Origin of the sequence: Neisseria sp. HMSC070F02, from assembly GCF_001814225.1 — a bacterium.
Classification (GTDB): Bacteria; Pseudomonadota; Gammaproteobacteria; order Burkholderiales; family Neisseriaceae; genus Neisseria; species Neisseria meningitidis.
Map to the genome: position 1 here is coordinate 1 of NZ_KV815388.1, position 14,245 is coordinate 14,245.

Sequence of the window (14,245 nt, forward strand, 5' to 3'; positions counted from 1 at the left end):
ACACTAGTGTTGCACTTGAAATCCGAATCCAAGGGCCTCTCGGTCAGACTGTCAACAATTCCGATAAAATGCTATACTCGCGCCCGTTGCCGCGCCGTCCGAAACCGCCCTTTGGGAAAGCAGAAATGATCAGCAAACAAGAATACCAAGCCCAAGCCGCCCAAGGCTACAACCGCATCCCGCTCGTGCAAGAACTCCTTGCCGATTTGGATACGCCGCTTTCCCTCTATCTCAAACTCGCCAACCGCCCCTATACCTACCTGCTCGAATCCGTTGTCGGTGGCGAACGTTTCGGCCGCTATTCTTTTATCGGCCTGCCTTGCAGCCACTATCTCAAAGCCAGCGGCAAACACGTCGATGTTTATCAAAACGGCGAAATTGTCGAGCAACACGACGGCACCCCCCTGCCCTTTATCGAAGCCTTCCACAACCGCTTCAAAACACCCGAAATCCCAAGCCTGCCGCGCTTTACCGGCGGACTGGTCGGCTACTTCGGTTACGAAACCATCTACAATTTCGAACACTTCGCTCACCGCCTGAAAAACACCGCCAAAGCCGACTCGCTCGGCACGCCCGACATCCTCCTGATGCTCTCGCAAGAGCTTGCAGTAGTGGATAACCTAAGCGGTAAAATCTACCTGATTGTTTACGCCGATCCGTCGCAGCCCGACGGCTACGAACGCGCACGCGAACGCCTCGAAGACATCCGTACACAGTTACGCCAAAGTTGCGCCATCCCGCTTTCGCTCGGCAGCAAACACACCGAAGCCGTCAGCGAATTCGGCGAAGAGCCGTTCAAAGCCTGCGTTAACAAAATCAAAGACTACATCTTTGCAGGCGACTGCATGCAGGTTGTCCCCAGCCAGCGCATGAGCATGGAATTCACCGACAGCTCGCTCGCCCTCTACCGCGCCTTGCGCACGCTCAACCCTTCGCCTTATCTCTTCTACTACGATTTCGGCGATTTCCACATCGTCGGCTCCTCGCCCGAAATCCTCGTCCGACGCGAACGCAACGACGTTATCGTCCGCCCCATCGCCGGTACGCGCCTGCGCGGCAAAACCCCTGCCGAAGACCTTGCCAACGAACAAGATTTGTTAAGCGACGCCAAAGAAATCGCCGAACACGTCATGCTCATCGATTTAGGACGCAACGACGTCGGCCGCATCAGTAAAACCGGCGAAGTCAAAGTTACCGACAAAATGGTGATTGAAAAATACTCCCATGTGATGCACATCGTTTCCAACGTCGAAGGCCGTCTGAAAGAGGGCGTTACCAATATGGACATCCTCGCCGCCACGTTCCCTGCCGGCACACTTTCCGGCGCACCCAAAGTCCGCGCCATGGAAATCATCGAAGAAGTCGAACCAAGCAAACGCGGCATCTACGGCGGCGCCGTCGGCGTATGGGGTTTCAACAACGACATGGATTTGGCAATCGCCATCCGCACCGCCGTAGTAAAAAACAACACGCTATACGTCCAAAGCGGCGCAGGCGTAGTTGCCGATTCCAATCCTGAATCAGAATGGCAGGAAACGCAGAACAAAGCCCGTGCCGTCATACACGCCGCGCAAATGGTACAGGAAGGGTTGGATAAATGACTTATGAAAAACTTTATGAGCTTCGCCAAACACTCAGACCGACTACCAAAGACGGTCTCTATACAGATAATGAAAAAAATCGAGAAATCCTAACGGTTAGATGGAGCGGCAACACAGAAAATCCTAAAAATTTCTCAGCTGTCGCTATAGGAATTAATCCAAGTAAAGCAAATGATGAAAGAAGCGACAAAACCCTTACCCAACTTGCACGTTTCTTGGATATGTACGGTTTTACCAACTTCAAAATGTTAAATATTTTTTCCAGTTACTCTACACAGCAAACAGGAATTAGGGCAAACACCCAAACCGATTTTTCCAAATTTAAAGGATGTTTGGAAGATGCTGATATGATTATTCTTGCATGGGGTACAGACCGCGGTGCTTATAAGGATGAAAAAAACAGAATACTGGAATTTCTAAAAGCAGAAAAATTTATGGAAAAAGTATTCTGTATTTCTGAAACTGGTAATTCCAGCGATACAAGACATCCGTCAAGAATTAGTTATAGCTATCAACTTGTACAATTTGAAGAGTCAGCATGAAAAACATATCTCTTTCTCCGCCCGCCATGCTTGGCATCCTCGGCGGCGGACAATTAGGCAGAATGTTTACCGTTGCCGCCAAAACCATGGGCTACAAAGTAACCGTTCTCGACCCCGATCCGGACGCGCCGGCAGCAGAATTTGCCGACTGTCATTTATGCGCGCCGTTTAACGACCAAGCTGCTTTGGACGAATTGGCAAAATGCGCGGCGGTGACCACTGAATTTGAAAACGTCAATGCCGATGCGATGCGTTTTCTCGCCAAACACACCAATGTTTCCCCCGGCAGCGACTGCGTTGCCATCGCGCAAAACCGCATTCAGGAAAAGGCATGGATACGCAAAGCAGGATTGCAAACCGCGCCGTATCAAGTGGTTTGTAAGGCTGAAGACATTACTGAAGCAAGTGCGCAATTCTTGCCCGGCATCCTGAAAACGGCCACTTTGGGCTACGACGGCAAAGGTCAAATCCGCGTCAAAACGGTGGATGAACTCAAAGCTGCGTTTGCCGAACACGGCGGCGTGGATTGCGTTTTGGAAAAAATGGTGGATTTGCGCAGTGAAATTTCCGTAATCGTATGCCGTTTGAACAATGACAACGTGCAAACTTTCGACCCTGCCGAAAACATCCACGAAAACGGCATCTTGGCTTATTCCATCATCCCCGCGCGACTGAGTGCCGACGTGCAGCAACAGGCGCGGCAGATGGCGCAACGCTTGGCGGACGAATTGGATTATGTCGGCGTATTGGCGGTAGAAATGTTTGTTGTCGGTGACACACATGAATTGGTCGTCAACGAAATCGCGCCGCGTCCGCACAACTCCGGCCACCATACCATCGATGCCTGCGCGGCAGACCAATTCCAGCAACAGGTCCGCCTGATGTGCAACCTGCCACCTGCCGATACCAAGTTGCTTTCTTCATGCTGTATGGCGAATATTTTGGGCGACGTTTGGCAGGAAGACGGCGGCAAACCGGATTGGTTTCCCCTGCAAAGCCGGCCGGACGCGCGCCTGCACCTTTACGGCAAAAAAACCGCGCACAAAGGGCGGAAAATGGGACACTTTACCGTTTTAACCACCGATTCGGACACCGCATTTCAAGAAGCAAAAAAACTGCATCAGTCCCTATAATCCGACCAACGGCACAGATGCCGTCTGAAGCCGCCGACATACTGCCATGAACCTGCTGACACTGTTACGCCCCGCCACCGTGCAAGACTGCAAAGACATCTTCAAAGTCCACCTGCACTCCGTCCAATACACCTGCATCCTCAGCTACAACGAACACGCCCTAAAAGTATGGGAAGGCTTGCTAAACACAGAAAGCTACCTGCCGACCATTTCCGATCCCGACAAAGCACTTTGGGTTGCCGAATACAAAGGCAACATACAGGGATTTTTCCAAATCGACTGCCAAGAAGCACAACTCGATGCGCTTTACGTCCACCCCCTGTTCCACAACCTCGGACTGGGCACTGCCCTGCTTCATCAGGCGGAAACCATCGCCCACAAATCCGGTTTGAGCTTTCTGAAACTCTACGCATCGCTCAACTCCGTCCCGTTTTACCTTCTCAACCGCTACGAATCGCTCGGTTCGGCAGTATTGCAGCTTGACCCCAGCATCAAAATCAAATGCGAACTGATGCGGAAACACCTCTGATCCGTCCTTATAACCAAAACTGATAATCTTCAAATCAAACATTATTTCCACAAGCGCAGACAGCCGTATAAAGTTGCCCCATCTACCAACCGACAGGACAAGCATATGAAAACCTACGCACCGGTACTCTATACCGCAGCCCTGCTCACCGCCTGCAGCCCCGCAGCCGATTCAAATCATCCGTCCGGACAAAATGCCCCGGCCAATACCGAATCCGACGGAAAAAACATTACCCTGCTCAACGCCTCATACGATGTGGCACGGGATTTTTACAAAGAATACAACCCCTTATTTATCAAAACATACCAATCCGAACACCCCGGCACATCCGTCAGCATCCAACAGTCCCACGGCGGCTCCAGCAAACAGGCATTATCCGTAGCCAACGGCCTTCAAGCCGATGTCGTAACCATGAACCAATCCTCCGACATCGACCTGCTCGAAAAAAAGGACTGGTAGAAAAAGGCTGGCAACAAGCCCTCCCCGACCACGCCGCGCCCTACACCAGCACTATGGTTTTCCTTGTCCGAAAAAACAACCCCAAACAGATCCGCGATTGGAACGACCTTGCCAAAGACGGCGTTAACATCGTCATCGCCAATCCCAAAACCTCGGGCAACGGACGCTACGCCTTCCTCGGCGCATACGGTTACGGTCTGAAAACCACCAACGGCAACGAACAGGAAGCCCAAAAACTCGTCGCATCCATCCTCAAAAACACCCCCGTTTTTGAAAACGGCGGACGCGCCGCCACCACCACCTTCACACAACGCAACATCGGCGACGTACTCATCACTTTTGAAAACGAAGCCAACTACGTCAGCAAAAAACTGACCCAAGGACAGTTTGAAATCGTCTATCCGAGCTACACCATTTCCGCCGAAAGCCCCGTCGCCGTCGTCAACAGCGTCGTCGCGAAAAAAGGCACGCAAAAAACCGCCCGCGCCTATCTCGAATACCTTTGGAGCGAACCGGCGCAAGAACTCGCCGCCTCACTCTACCTGCGCCCCCGCAACCCCGAAGTATTGGCAAGACACAAAGCCGACTTCCCAGACTTAGACACCTTCTCTCCCGAAGAAAAATTCGGCGGATGGGACAACATCATGAAAACCTACTTCGCCGACGGCGGCATATTCGACCGCCTGACCGCACAAAAATGACCGCTATACCGTCTGAACCGCCTTTCAGACGGCATTTCACACATCAAAACAGAAAAACCGCGCCCAAAATCATCATCACAGGACACAACGGCAAACCGGATACAAAACCCAACACCGCCGCCAAAATGCCGTCTGAAGCCGTCGGCGCAACCATCCTTATCTGGGGCCCGCTTCAGGGGCGCATAACTTTCCTTAACCATCCTTTTGACAGCCAAATAAACAGTGCTTTTGCCTGTCAGAAACAAAACCAATATTTTGCGGTTCGTATCGGAACATTTATAGTGGATTAACAAAAACCAGTACAGCGTTGCCTCGCCTTAGCTCAAAGAGAACGATTCTCTAAGGTGCTGAAGCACCAAGTGAGTCGGTTCCGTACCATCTGTACTGTCTGCGGCTTCGTCGCCTTGTCCTGATTTAAATTTAATCCACTATAATACATCAGATTTCCGTGTTTCGCGTTTCCGGCAATTCAAGATTGGCAAAACCATTAACCTGCTTCGCAAGGCAGGTTTTTAAAACTTTATCAGGCGTTCGGGCATATCGGTTCGACCGGCCCGCATTTCCGGCAATCAACACTGCCGACGGTTGCCGCATTTCTTTTTGATATACAATCACACTTTCAAAAAACATACGCCGGCAACAAAATCATCCTCCCCCGCTTGGCAAACATTCCGGCAAATTAAAACCCCGCCCGAAACAGCCATCGGACAAATAACAGGAAAAAATATGAATACCGACTTCCAAAACATCCTCAAACAACTGGGCAAACAGGCCAAAAAAGAAGCGGCAGAAAAACAGGAGGCCGAAAAAAACAAGCAAAAACAAGAACAGGATTTCGATTTTTCACAAGCAGTCGGACAAGTCTCCCCGTTAAAAAACCGGCAACAATATTATGCACCGTCCGACAAAACCCCCATCAAAGTCCGTCCCAAAGACAACCGCGCCGACGAAGAAAACTACTTCTACATCGGCAGCACATACAACGACCCGCCCGCCAGCTTCAGCAAAAACGGACAGGGAAAAAACGACATCCAACGCCTGAAAAACGGATACTATCCCGTCGTTACCGATGTCGACCTGCACGGCTACACACAGGAAGAAGCCCAAAAAGTCCTCAACGAATTCATCGCATTCACCCAAAAACGCGGCGTATGCGGCGAAATCATCCACGGCAGCGGATTAGGTTCCAAAGGCTACAAACCCGTTCTGAAAAATATGACCCGAAACTGGCTGATGCAACACCCCGACGTACTCGCCTACGCCGAACCCCGGGAAGGCAACGACGGCTGCGTCCGCATCCTGCTCAAACGCAAATTAAGGCAGCAAGACTGACAAATTTCTCCGACAGACTTGGCAGCACCGCACAATATCCGTATAATTTGCAAACCATTTCTGGGGGCGACCTTGGTTTCGACGGGGGTTGCGAAGCAGATGCGGGCATACCGGGGTCTCAGATTCCCGTAAAACACTGAATTCAAATAGTCGCAAACGACGAAACTTACGCTTTGGCCGCTTAAGGCCAGCCGTTGCAGCAGTCGGTCAATGGGCTGTGTGGCGAAAGCCACCGCAACGTCATCTTACATTGACTGGTTTCCTACCGGGTTACTTGGCAGGAAATGAGATTTAAGGTAACTGGTTTCCAAAAGGCCTGTTGGTCGGCATGATGGAAATAAGATTTTCAAATAGACACAACTAAGTATGTAGAACGCTTTGTAGAGGACTTTCGGACGGGGGTTCGATTCCCCCCGCCTCCACCATACCCTATTTTCAGCAGCATCCTGCAACACAAAAAAGCCTTGAACTTCAACAGTTTCAAGGCTTTTTTGTTGCCTTGAATATGCTGGCGTATGCTTGAGTTTTCGCCATTTATGGGGTAACTTTTGGGGTAACTTTTCACGAATTACCCCAAAAAACGCCTTAAAAATGCAAAAGTCATCACGCATTTTTTTAAAAAGGTTACCCAAAACTTAAATGTAATCCTTTATTTATAAGCTTGCAGCTTTCCAAACAAGTTACCCCCAAACGGATAAAAAAATGCCGAAGCCGAACTGACCCCAAAAAGTCGGACAGTTTAATCAAGCGGCTTTCAGGGACTGAATTCTGTACTGAACAAGGCTCAGCCCTTTTAATTTCAACTTGATTCTATCGTTGTTGTATAGTGGATTAAATTTAAACCAGTACGGCGTTGCCTCGCCTTGCCGTACTATTTGTACTGTCTGCGGCTTCATCGCCTTGTCCTGATTTAAATTTAATCCACTATAAAAAAACATCTGATATTGCCAACCTTGATCCGAATGCAGTATCGGCTTTTCAGACGATCCCGGTTTCTCCGGCGCACCTTTCAGTATCTCGCCGGCCAAATCGAAAGTCGGGCGGATTTGAATACGGTAACTGACGATTTCCCCGTTAAACAAATCCATAATCGGAGAAAGGTATATCTTTTCTCCGCCTACATTGAACTCGGTAACGTCCGTTACCCATTTCTCATTCGGCTTTTCTGCATGGAAACAGCGTCGCAGGATATTCGGCGCAATTTTGCCGACTTCTCCTTTGAACGAGCGGTATTTGCGCCGCCGTATCACTGCCTTCAGCCCCGTCTTCGCCATCAGACGGCTGACTTTCTTGTGATTGACCGGTGTTCCTGCATGAAGGATGGCTGCTGCAATCCTCCGGTAGCCGTATCTTCCCTTATGTCGTCGATAAATATCATGGATATGCTGTTTCAAATCGGCATATTTGTCTTCTGCCGATTGGACGGCCAATTGGTAATAAAAGGTGCCGCGTGGCAGTCCGACAATCTCCAACAGCAGTTCAACGGATGGCATTGCCTTAACCCTGCGACGAGTTGCGTTCTTTCTGCCGCACTTCTTTCCCATGGATTAAGGCATCGGGCTTTTTTAGGGCAGCCATTTCCGCTGTAAGGCAAGCCAATTCCGCAAGCAGTTCTTCCTTGGTTTTCAGATAGCCGGCTTTTTTCGTTTGCGGCGGATACTGTTTTTTCACGGGCTTTCTTCCTTGTTTTTGGGAAAAGTCGTACCACCGCTGCCTTTCGTCCTGCGCTTTTTTAAGCTGCAAGGCGTATTGTTCCGCCGCAACCATAGAAGAATGCCGATAGGTGGCAATCAGGGCGGTTTGTTCCGCTTCGGCCTTGTCGGCGGCGTATCGGTAACCGCACGTCCACACAAGCAAAAGCACAAATGCCCAAAGCAGCCGTTTTTTGGCTCGGACAAATTCAATCATTGCCGCCCCCTTCCTGATTTGCGGATTTTTTGATTTCTGCCAACTGCGGTACGGCGGCGATGCCGCGTTTGATTAATGCATACCCGCCGACCATCGCGCCGTATGCCCACCAAAGCCATTCGGGGGCGTCCGCCGCCTGCACGAACTTCCAAGTCATGGCGGCTGCGGCGACGTTTGCCCATAGTTTGGTATGGCTGATTTTTCCTGTGGCCGGATTAGAGACCAAGCCGCCCAGCCATCGGAAAAAGGCAGTTATTTGCGACGCTTTTTTTTGGCTGCGCGTTTCGCGGCGGCTACCCCGCTCTTGCGGTGGGCTTGCGTCCAACATCCCTGAGTCGGCATGGCGTAGCGAATGCCTAGGTCGCTGTGGCTGAAATCGGGCTGCATGGCTGCGGTCATTAGGGCGATGAGTGACTTTTTTGACATGGTTTGTCTCCCTTTAATCAGTGTTATCTGCAGACGCGTGAATCAGGTTTTGCGCCACACGGCGTACCCAGCCCTTGCCGAAAGAGGTGAACGTACTGAGCTTGGTATAAAAGACCAGACGCTCGGCGTTGAACCGCAATAAAAGGTCGTTTTCGGGGAGGGAATTGATGGCTTTGAGGCTGATTTCGCCGATGATTCCATCGTCCGCCACGCCTGCGGCGCGTTGCAGCATACGGACGGCATTGCCGTAACCGTGGTTGACGCAGGCATCAAAAAATTGGAACGCGACCGCTTCCGGCATTTGGTCGGCGCGGTAACGCTCCCAAAACGCCTTTCGGTAAATGCCGATAGCCTGTTCACGCGTCATGGCGCGCATGGAGCCGTTGTAGCCGTTTGCCTGTGCGGTGCGCTTAGTGATGCCCCAATTGGTTTCGCCGCCGGGGTCTTTGGGATGATTGACGTAACCGCCCTCGTGGGAGAGGACGCGGTTGATGAATTGGTTGAATTTGGTGGACATAAAAAATCCCTGTATCTATTGATAGGTACAGGGATTTTAGGAGGTATTAAAAGAGTGGCCTTTTAATACGAGTTAAAAGCAGTTTACACTAAAAATCACATAGCTAATTCTGTTCACCCTTTAGCTTGTTAATAATGTTGGATGCATGACAGTCATTTTCATTTTTACTTAAAATATTTAACAAAGGCACTAATACAGATAAAACCGTATAAATTTGCCACATCGTCAAGCTTGCTAACAGGCTAAATGAGATTTTCCGACAAAGTGGGATATATTGAATTATTGCCTCAATATGTTTGAGCAAAGGAGCCAACAAACCAACAAGTAACACAATACTTAAAATAAAAATGGAACTTATAACAGGGGAAAAAAGCTGTTTGAATCCACGCCGATATACCGGAGAGGAGAAAGTTTGACTAAAAGGGCTTTTTAATCGTTCGGGATAGACAATAGCCAACCAAACCCCAACAACTGCAAAAATAATTGATGCAGTTGTTCTCAAGGCTTCATACAATACCCATTGCTCTTCAAATCGGATATTAGCACCTAAATACCAGGCTACACCAATCATGAATGCAGAGCATATTAGGAAAATATTTCTAAGAATCATCACTTAATTTGAATTCGTTTAAAACGTAATCTTTCCTTTGGTCTATTATATCTAGAATTTTAGCAGCTGGATAAATCCCATTTTCCTTATGAAGGTTGACGTCTAATTCACATTTGATGACATTTCCTCGAATCCAATAAATCTTGTCATCGTTTTTTAACTTAAAGCCACAATCATCTTTATCTAAATCAAAAGAATTTTTTTCCCAGTCTTCAATCCAATCCTTAAGATTTGATTTGTTTTCAAATGCAGCAGAAACAGAATGATTTACACGAATGGTTTTTAATGGAGCAAACAATTCTGTTGAACCAAAAAAGCTTGGTAACATTTTCTTCAAAATTCCACTTGAACTTTGTCCAGAGGTAACCTTTACCGTGCATTGATTATGCACTTGGGTTACTTGGTCATAATTACTAATGACATACTCTTTTTCTGAAGGAGATTTAGCTAGTTTCCCCGCAAAACGTGGCACAGGAGTTCCATTAATTTTAAGAGGCAATTTAAAATTAGTTCGCTCCATGGTATGAATTATTCCGTCTGTTGAAGTTTCTTCGTAGGTAGTCTTTTCTATAAAATTAGGATCAATCCACAAGAAATTAAGCATGTACTCTTCAAACTCTGTTCGTCCAGCTAAAGTTGCATTAGGAGAAAGAATCGTTGAGTAAAAATTATGTTCTGGCCAAATAAGAAAATAACTAACGAAGCCAAAAGTTTTCCCATTTCCTGCTGTTACTGGGCTAGAATCAACTTGACCTAGTTTACTTTTCATGTTTAAAGAAACAATTTCATCTGAAGAGCTTTCTGCGGCAGGATTCCAAAAAGCAAGCAACCACAGACCATTTTTTTTGCAGATATCGAGCAAGAAAGTGCTTGGCTCTTTATCATCACGACTAATTCCAGTCTCTTCAATAGTTTTACCTTTAACATATGTCTCTAAATGAGTTAAAGTTTTTAATAAGTCCTCATAATGATTAGGTTCTTTTGAAGAACCAGACCAATAACCGCAACGAGTTATTTTGAAATAACGTAAAGTCAGTTTATTTTTCATATTCTCTCTAATATATTAAAAATAGATAGCTATCCTAACTATCCGAAACCTTTTCAGACAGCTTTTTTATCAGTTATTTATTCTCAGCAGGCTCTATAAACATCATCTCCGTCTGCTCCTAATTGTGGCTGTAATGCAGGTTATTCAGCTTTTGCTGTCAAAACCACGCTCGGCAAATTAGTAACAGTGACTTTATAAGCAATCCCACCACGCGCCCATTCTCGGGTTGGCTCTTTTTGCGCATTATGGCTGTCAATTGCCATTTTGATTTGGTCGCCGGTATCACGCAGCAGTGTGCGGTCTCCTGGGGCGGTTGCCGCAATCAAGGCTGCGGCGGCTTTGGACAGTTTTTCCGCTTTTTGAGGCACTGCATCTGTATTCCAAACTACTCGGACGGCAGTAATTTTGTCGGCTTTATCGGTATCAACGGTTAATGTGAGGCCGTCTGAAAAGTCATGCAGCAGATTCTTCCCTTCCGCATTGTCGGCAGGAACAACATGTTCTGGAAGGGTCAGACCAGTTTTTTGGTCGGCAAGCCCTTTATTGGCTACTGATTGATAGTCGGTATAGCTTACCGGCATGGTTTTTAATTCGGATTGTGCCTGCTCTTGAGGTTGGGCAGATGCCGGTTGTTCTTCAGCTTGGCCGCCACACGCAGATAAAGCACAGGTAGCGGCAATTAATAAAGCGAGTATTTTCATTCTATTTCCCTTTTTGATTGTGTCTAGTTCAAGTCTTTTGATACCTGCACTACCTGCCCGATGATTTGAATATCGGGGTGTTCCGCCAGTGCCAAGGGCATGGGTGGATAGGTTGAATTGTCAGAAATCAAGAGTAGGCTGCCGTCGATTTGGCGTTGGATACGTTTGACCCATAACACATCGCTGCTGCAATTCCTATATAGATAGTAATTATTCATACTGTCTAAAATTCTCAATATCAAAACTTGGACACCAATCTATATTTTGTTTTACTGCCAATGCGGCAATTTGTTCATTCCAATTTCCTAAGTAGGTTTCTTTTTCAATCCTATGGTGACGGAAATTAATACAAGGCATCACAAATTTCTTTGCAGAGGATGTTTCTTTTTTCTTTCCAGTTAGATCAAGACTGATTTCAAACGTTGGTCTTGATCCATGCCATAGAAAAATGTCGTCTGAAACAAAGCAACAGTGGCTTTTAGGGTTGGGACAGGACTGTGATTTTTGATAGCAGTCTAAAACCCCTAACAAATCATAAATGATGCAGTTAACAAGCCTTGAGGTCGGTATCCGCAGTCAAGTGAGCCGTTTGAAAGATTTGTTCGACCAACTTAATGCGCACAGTGAGGCACACGAGATCAGCCATCAGGCAAAGATGGTCGGCACGCTCAATCAAATTATTTTGGACTGCGAGCAACTGCGCGAAAGCTATGCCCTGCCGACTGAAGCACCGACAGACAATGTGCCGGAATGGTTGGGCGGTGAAACGGGAGAAGGCGATGAATCCGGCAATGATTGAGCGTCTTAAGGCAGTCGAGAATCAGGCGGAAGCAATGGGACGCGGCGCACGCTCTGCATATCTTAAGCAGCAGGCGCAGGAATTGGGCATCAGCCTTGCCACGCTATACCGCAAGCTGGAGGCGGTCAGCGTCAAGCCGACGCGCAAACGGCGCAGCGATGCGGGCAAGACGGAGCTTAAACCGGAAGAAGCCAAATTGATTTCGGCGGTTTTGGTGGAGGCGATGAGGCGCAACGGCAAGCGGTTGATGTCGGTGCGGCAGGCGGTGGAAATGCTGCGCGCCAACGGAAAAATCGAGGCGGCGCGGATTGATGGGGAAACCGGGGAAGTCATCCCGTCCCTCCGCACTGCTTTCCGCCCGCTGGCAAGACATCGACCTCACCGCCCGGTTATGGCACATCCCCGCCGCCGACATGAAGACCAAACACCCCTTTACCGTCCCACTGTCGGACTGGGCGGTAGAAATACTCCGAGAGCTGCACACACAGACCGGCGACAACATCCACCTTTTCCCCGGCATCCGCCCACGGCGCAAACCCGCCCCCCATCCCGACCACATCAGCATCAAATTCGCCCACAACGCCATCCGACGACTGGGCTATGACGGCAGCACCCCCGGCAAATCCAAACACACAATGCACGGATTCCGCCACCTCTTCACCAACATCAGCCTGACCGCCGGAAAAGACACCCTCACAACAGACCTCGCCCTCGGCCACATCAGCCGCGCCGCCCTCCAACGCGCCGGCTTCTCAAGCCTGCACCACTACCTACCGCCGACAGCTACCGCCTCCAAGAGCGGCGCGAACTCGCCGAATGGTACAGCCGCCGCCACCGCCAAGCATACGAAGCCGCCGCCAAAACCCCGCAAAACAAAAAACCGCCTGAAAAAAATTCAGACGGCATCCTGCCCAAAACACTTGCAATAAAACCTAAAAGGTATTAATGTACACACATGGCAGACATCCTGCCATCCGACAAGCGGCGGCAACCGCCAAAAACGAAAGGAAATCCAATGAACATAATCGAACAAGAAACGAAACGCGCCGAGTTAAGAAAAATAGACGCCGAAATCGCCAAAATCATTGCCGACGCGCACAAAATCAACGCCGAATCCGTAAAAATAGCCCAAGAGTCCCGCTGGTATCCCATGATAGCGGCAACCGGGCTGGTTACCGCCATCGCCGCCGTGTTGGCACTGATATTCAAATTTGCCTGACCACAAGCCCCGCAAGGGGCTTTATCCCACGAACAAAATGAACAGAGCCGCGCTATTCAACCGCTACCCCGAATGGATTATCGGGCAAGACGGCGCAAGCCGTTTCATTACCCATTGCCGCTATCCCCGCCTGATTGCCAAAATCCACAGGCAGACAGACGGCGAATGCCCGGGCAGGCATTACCGCCATTCCGAAAACGGCATCACCCTTTACGATTTTATTTTTTTCGACGGCAAACCGGCAGACGAAGCCCGATTTGCCGCCATCCTTACCGAAACCTGCCGCAGGGCAGTCAAAAAAATATGCGAAACAAAATAAACCGCAACGACATGGAACTCGGCTACACGCCTTACAACCTCCGCACCCTTCGCAACCGCTGCAAACTGACACAGGCCGAGTTGGCGCAAATCGTCGGGGTGAAGCACTACATACAGGTAGGCCGCTGGGAAGCCGAACCCGATACCGAAACCCGTCGGGCCGATATGCCGCTGGAAAAATGGCGGCAGTTCCTCGATTGGATAGAAAAAACAAACGCCGTCTGAAAAGTTCAGACGGCATTTTTTACCCCCAAAAACCTAAAAACCACAACCAAGCCCCACACCGCTTGCCCCAGACCTGCCGCCGCCCCAAAATAAACTCACTCTGAGACCTTTGCAAAATTCCTTTCCCTCACGACAACCGAAATCCCAACACAGGTTTTCGGCTGTTTTCGCCCCAAA

The 14,245-nt window shown here is 49.0% G+C and carries 17 protein-coding genes, 1 other RNA gene and 6 pseudogenes; 13 read left to right on the plus strand and 11 right to left on the minus strand.

Going from position 1 to position 14,245, the window contains the following annotated elements:
* Positions 1-125 precede the first annotated feature (125 nt).
* The 7 genes and pseudogenes from trpE (at position 126) to ssrA (ending at position 6,722) form a co-directional block, all read left to right on the plus strand.
* Positions 126-1,601, plus strand: coding sequence for an anthranilate synthase component I (gene trpE, locus HMPREF2959_RS03605; protein ID WP_002239057.1), 1,476 nt, complete (start codon positions 126-128; stop codon positions 1,599-1,601).
* The gene (locus HMPREF2959_RS03610; protein WP_002243498.1) at positions 1,598-2,143 is read left to right on the plus strand and encodes a DUF1643 domain-containing protein; all 546 of its coding nucleotides are present in this window, start codon (positions 1,598-1,600) and stop codon (positions 2,141-2,143) included. The genes trpE and HMPREF2959_RS03610 overlap by 4 nt, the downstream gene beginning before the upstream one ends.
* Entirely contained in the window at positions 2,140-3,276 is a 1,137-nt protein-coding gene (locus HMPREF2959_RS03615) for a 5-(carboxyamino)imidazole ribonucleotide synthase (protein ID WP_002243497.1), read from the plus strand. The genes HMPREF2959_RS03610 and HMPREF2959_RS03615 overlap by 4 nt, the downstream gene beginning before the upstream one ends.
* Before the next feature lie 46 nt (positions 3,277-3,322).
* Entirely contained in the window at positions 3,323-3,805 is a 483-nt protein-coding gene (locus tag HMPREF2959_RS03620; protein WP_002213671.1) for a GNAT family N-acetyltransferase, read from the plus strand.
* A 105-nt stretch (positions 3,806-3,910) separates the two neighbouring features.
* Positions 3,911-4,965: pseudogene (locus HMPREF2959_RS03625) on the plus strand (sulfate ABC transporter substrate-binding protein).
* Positions 4,966-5,691: 726 nt separating this feature from the next.
* Positions 5,692-6,297: a Smr/MutS family protein gene (locus HMPREF2959_RS03640; RefSeq protein ID WP_002239054.1), complete on the plus strand. Its 606-nt coding sequence runs from the start codon at positions 5,692-5,694 to the stop codon at positions 6,295-6,297.
* Between the two features lie 62 nt (positions 6,298-6,359).
* Positions 6,360-6,722: a transfer-messenger RNA gene (gene ssrA / locus HMPREF2959_RS03645) on the plus strand.
* 318 nt (positions 6,723-7,040) lie between these two features.
* Here the strand turns inward: ssrA and HMPREF2959_RS13455 are convergent.
* The 11 genes and pseudogenes from HMPREF2959_RS13455 to HMPREF2959_RS03695 form a co-directional block, all read right to left on the minus strand.
* Positions 7,041-7,115: pseudogene (locus tag HMPREF2959_RS13455) on the minus strand (IS3 family transposase); the annotation flags it as partial.
* Between the two features lie 3 nt (positions 7,116-7,118).
* Positions 7,119-7,226: pseudogene (locus tag HMPREF2959_RS13460) on the minus strand (IS5/IS1182 family transposase); the annotation flags it as partial.
* A gap of 63 nt (positions 7,227-7,289) precedes the next feature.
* Positions 7,290-7,841: pseudogene (locus HMPREF2959_RS03650) on the minus strand (IS3 family transposase); the annotation flags it as partial.
* A complete protein-coding gene (locus tag HMPREF2959_RS03655) occupies positions 7,795-8,205 on the minus strand; it encodes a hypothetical protein (RefSeq protein WP_002213678.1) in 411 nt (136 codons plus the stop codon). The pseudogene HMPREF2959_RS03650 and the gene HMPREF2959_RS03655, both read right to left, overlap by 47 nt.
* Complete coding sequence (locus HMPREF2959_RS03660) at positions 8,198-8,533, minus strand: hypothetical protein (RefSeq protein WP_002239053.1); 336 nt, start codon at positions 8,531-8,533, stop codon at positions 8,198-8,200. Before HMPREF2959_RS03660 ends, HMPREF2959_RS03655 begins: the two co-directional genes overlap by 8 nt.
* A gap of 111 nt (positions 8,534-8,644) precedes the next feature.
* Entirely contained in the window at positions 8,645-9,148 is a 504-nt protein-coding gene (locus tag HMPREF2959_RS03670) for a glycoside hydrolase family 108 protein (protein WP_002235729.1), read from the minus strand.
* Positions 9,149-9,251: 103 nt separating this feature from the next.
* Positions 9,252-9,758: a hypothetical protein gene (locus tag HMPREF2959_RS03675; protein WP_002233798.1), complete on the minus strand. Its 507-nt coding sequence runs from the start codon at positions 9,756-9,758 to the stop codon at positions 9,252-9,254.
* Positions 9,748-10,806: a hypothetical protein gene (locus HMPREF2959_RS03680; RefSeq protein ID WP_002219353.1), complete on the minus strand. Its 1,059-nt coding sequence runs from the start codon at positions 10,804-10,806 to the stop codon at positions 9,748-9,750. The genes HMPREF2959_RS03675 and HMPREF2959_RS03680 overlap by 11 nt, the downstream gene beginning before the upstream one ends.
* Before the next feature lie 140 nt (positions 10,807-10,946).
* Entirely contained in the window at positions 10,947-11,507 is a 561-nt protein-coding gene (locus HMPREF2959_RS03685) for a hypothetical protein (RefSeq protein WP_002217311.1), read from the minus strand.
* Between the two features lie 23 nt (positions 11,508-11,530).
* Positions 11,531-11,725, minus strand: coding sequence for a S24 family peptidase (locus tag HMPREF2959_RS03690; protein ID WP_002233797.1), 195 nt, complete (start codon positions 11,723-11,725; stop codon positions 11,531-11,533).
* Complete coding sequence (locus tag HMPREF2959_RS03695) at positions 11,718-12,038, minus strand: hypothetical protein (RefSeq protein ID WP_228372533.1); 321 nt, start codon at positions 12,036-12,038, stop codon at positions 11,718-11,720. The genes HMPREF2959_RS03690 and HMPREF2959_RS03695 overlap by 8 nt, the downstream gene beginning before the upstream one ends.
* A 10-nt stretch (positions 12,039-12,048) precedes the next feature.
* On the opposite strand from HMPREF2959_RS03695, the pseudogene HMPREF2959_RS03700 reads away from it, so the two are divergent.
* The 6 genes and pseudogenes from HMPREF2959_RS03700 to HMPREF2959_RS03725 all read left to right on the plus strand — a co-directional run.
* Positions 12,049-12,306 (plus strand): annotated as a pseudogene (locus tag HMPREF2959_RS03700) (hypothetical protein); the annotation flags it as partial.
* Positions 12,299-12,709, plus strand: a pseudogene (locus tag HMPREF2959_RS13465) (integrase); the annotation flags it as partial. The pseudogenes HMPREF2959_RS03700 and HMPREF2959_RS13465, both read left to right, overlap by 8 nt.
* On the plus strand, positions 12,618-13,235 hold the full coding sequence (locus HMPREF2959_RS03710) for a tyrosine-type recombinase/integrase (RefSeq protein WP_002243495.1): 618 nt from the start codon (positions 12,618-12,620) through the stop codon (positions 13,233-13,235). The pseudogene HMPREF2959_RS13465 and the gene HMPREF2959_RS03710, both read left to right, overlap by 92 nt.
* Before the next feature lie 86 nt (positions 13,236-13,321).
* A complete protein-coding gene (locus HMPREF2959_RS03715; protein ID WP_002238064.1) occupies positions 13,322-13,525 on the plus strand; it encodes a hypothetical protein in 204 nt (67 codons plus the stop codon).
* A gap of 37 nt (positions 13,526-13,562) precedes the next feature.
* Positions 13,563-13,844 carry a hypothetical protein gene (locus HMPREF2959_RS03720; RefSeq protein ID WP_002243494.1) on the plus strand — a complete coding sequence of 94 codons (282 nt, stop codon included), beginning with the start codon at positions 13,563-13,565 and terminating at the stop codon, positions 13,842-13,844.
* A gap of 11 nt (positions 13,845-13,855) precedes the next feature.
* Positions 13,856-14,068, plus strand: coding sequence for a helix-turn-helix domain-containing protein (locus tag HMPREF2959_RS03725; protein ID WP_002243493.1), 213 nt, complete (start codon positions 13,856-13,858; stop codon positions 14,066-14,068).
* The last annotated feature ends 177 nt before the right edge of the window (positions 14,069-14,245 follow it).

What these genes read in the sequence shown, in the direction of transcription:
- HMPREF2959_RS03720 (WP_002243494.1), top strand. Translation starts at nt 13,563, where the DNA reads ATGAACAGAGCCGCGCTATTCAACCGCTACCCCGAATGGATTATCGGG.
- HMPREF2959_RS03610 (WP_002243498.1), top strand. Translation starts at nt 1,598, where the DNA reads ATGACTTATGAAAAACTTTATGAGCTTCGCCAAACACTCAGACCGACT.
- HMPREF2959_RS03670 (WP_002235729.1), bottom strand. Translation starts at nt 9,148, where the DNA reads ATGTCCACCAAATTCAACCAATTCATCAACCGCGTCCTCTCCCACGAG.
- HMPREF2959_RS03685 (WP_002217311.1), bottom strand. Translation starts at nt 11,507, where the DNA reads ATGAAAATACTCGCTTTATTAATTGCCGCTACCTGTGCTTTATCTGCG.
- HMPREF2959_RS03690 (WP_002233797.1), bottom strand. Translation starts at nt 11,725, where the DNA reads ATGAATAATTACTATCTATATAGGAATTGCAGCAGCGATGTGTTATGG.
- trpE (WP_002239057.1), top strand. Translation starts at nt 126, where the DNA reads ATGATCAGCAAACAAGAATACCAAGCCCAAGCCGCCCAAGGCTACAAC.
- HMPREF2959_RS03680 (WP_002219353.1), bottom strand. Translation starts at nt 10,806, where the DNA reads ATGAAAAATAAACTGACTTTACGTTATTTCAAAATAACTCGTTGCGGT.
- HMPREF2959_RS03710 (WP_002243495.1), top strand. Translation starts at nt 12,618, where the DNA reads ATGGGGAAACCGGGGAAGTCATCCCGTCCCTCCGCACTGCTTTCCGCC.
- HMPREF2959_RS03715 (WP_002238064.1), top strand. Translation starts at nt 13,322, where the DNA reads ATGAACATAATCGAACAAGAAACGAAACGCGCCGAGTTAAGAAAAATA.
- HMPREF2959_RS03660 (WP_002239053.1), bottom strand. Translation starts at nt 8,533, where the DNA reads ATGTTGGACGCAAGCCCACCGCAAGAGCGGGGTAGCCGCCGCGAAACG.
- HMPREF2959_RS03620 (WP_002213671.1), top strand. Translation starts at nt 3,323, where the DNA reads ATGAACCTGCTGACACTGTTACGCCCCGCCACCGTGCAAGACTGCAAA.
- HMPREF2959_RS03675 (WP_002233798.1), bottom strand. Translation starts at nt 9,758, where the DNA reads ATGATTCTTAGAAATATTTTCCTAATATGCTCTGCATTCATGATTGGT.
- HMPREF2959_RS03615 (WP_002243497.1), top strand. Translation starts at nt 2,140, where the DNA reads ATGAAAAACATATCTCTTTCTCCGCCCGCCATGCTTGGCATCCTCGGC.
- HMPREF2959_RS03640 (WP_002239054.1), top strand. Translation starts at nt 5,692, where the DNA reads ATGAATACCGACTTCCAAAACATCCTCAAACAACTGGGCAAACAGGCC.
- HMPREF2959_RS03725 (WP_002243493.1), top strand. Translation starts at nt 13,856, where the DNA reads ATGGAACTCGGCTACACGCCTTACAACCTCCGCACCCTTCGCAACCGC.
- HMPREF2959_RS03655 (WP_002213678.1), bottom strand. Translation starts at nt 8,205, where the DNA reads ATGATTGAATTTGTCCGAGCCAAAAAACGGCTGCTTTGGGCATTTGTG.